Origin of the sequence: Pseudoalteromonas sp. S4492 (assembly GCF_005886115.1) — a bacterium.
Classification (GTDB): Bacteria; Pseudomonadota; Gammaproteobacteria; order Enterobacterales; family Alteromonadaceae; genus Pseudoalteromonas; species Pseudoalteromonas gelatinilytica.
The window spans coordinates 1-230 of the sequence record NZ_PNCP01000308.1 but is presented as its reverse complement, the minus strand read 5'-3'; the positions used below and the strand labels follow the sequence as shown (position 1 = coordinate 230).

1 protein-coding gene is annotated in these 230 nt (G+C 47.0%); it reads right to left on the bottom strand.

All coding sequences use genetic code 11. From position 1 onward, the window contains the following. Positions 1-230: hypothetical protein (locus CWC28_RS22420; RefSeq protein WP_212746832.1), on the bottom strand; the 230-nt coding region annotated here is incomplete at both ends.

Below are 230 nucleotides of genomic sequence, written 5' to 3'. Positions count from 1 at the left end.
AACGTCGAATTTGCCCTTCAGAGTAATGCCTTTAAAAAACTCCCGCTCTACCTTCTTGAGATCGCCACCGTTCCAGTAGTAATACATTCCGGTTTGAACCAGATCATTGATCTGTTTCTGCTCCTCATAAGAAGGTGCAGTGTTGGCCTGTTCAGTCAGAGAAGTACAACCAACCAATGCAGTAGAGAGAGCCATTCCCAGAACGAGGGGCTTCAGGAGTGAACGCATTC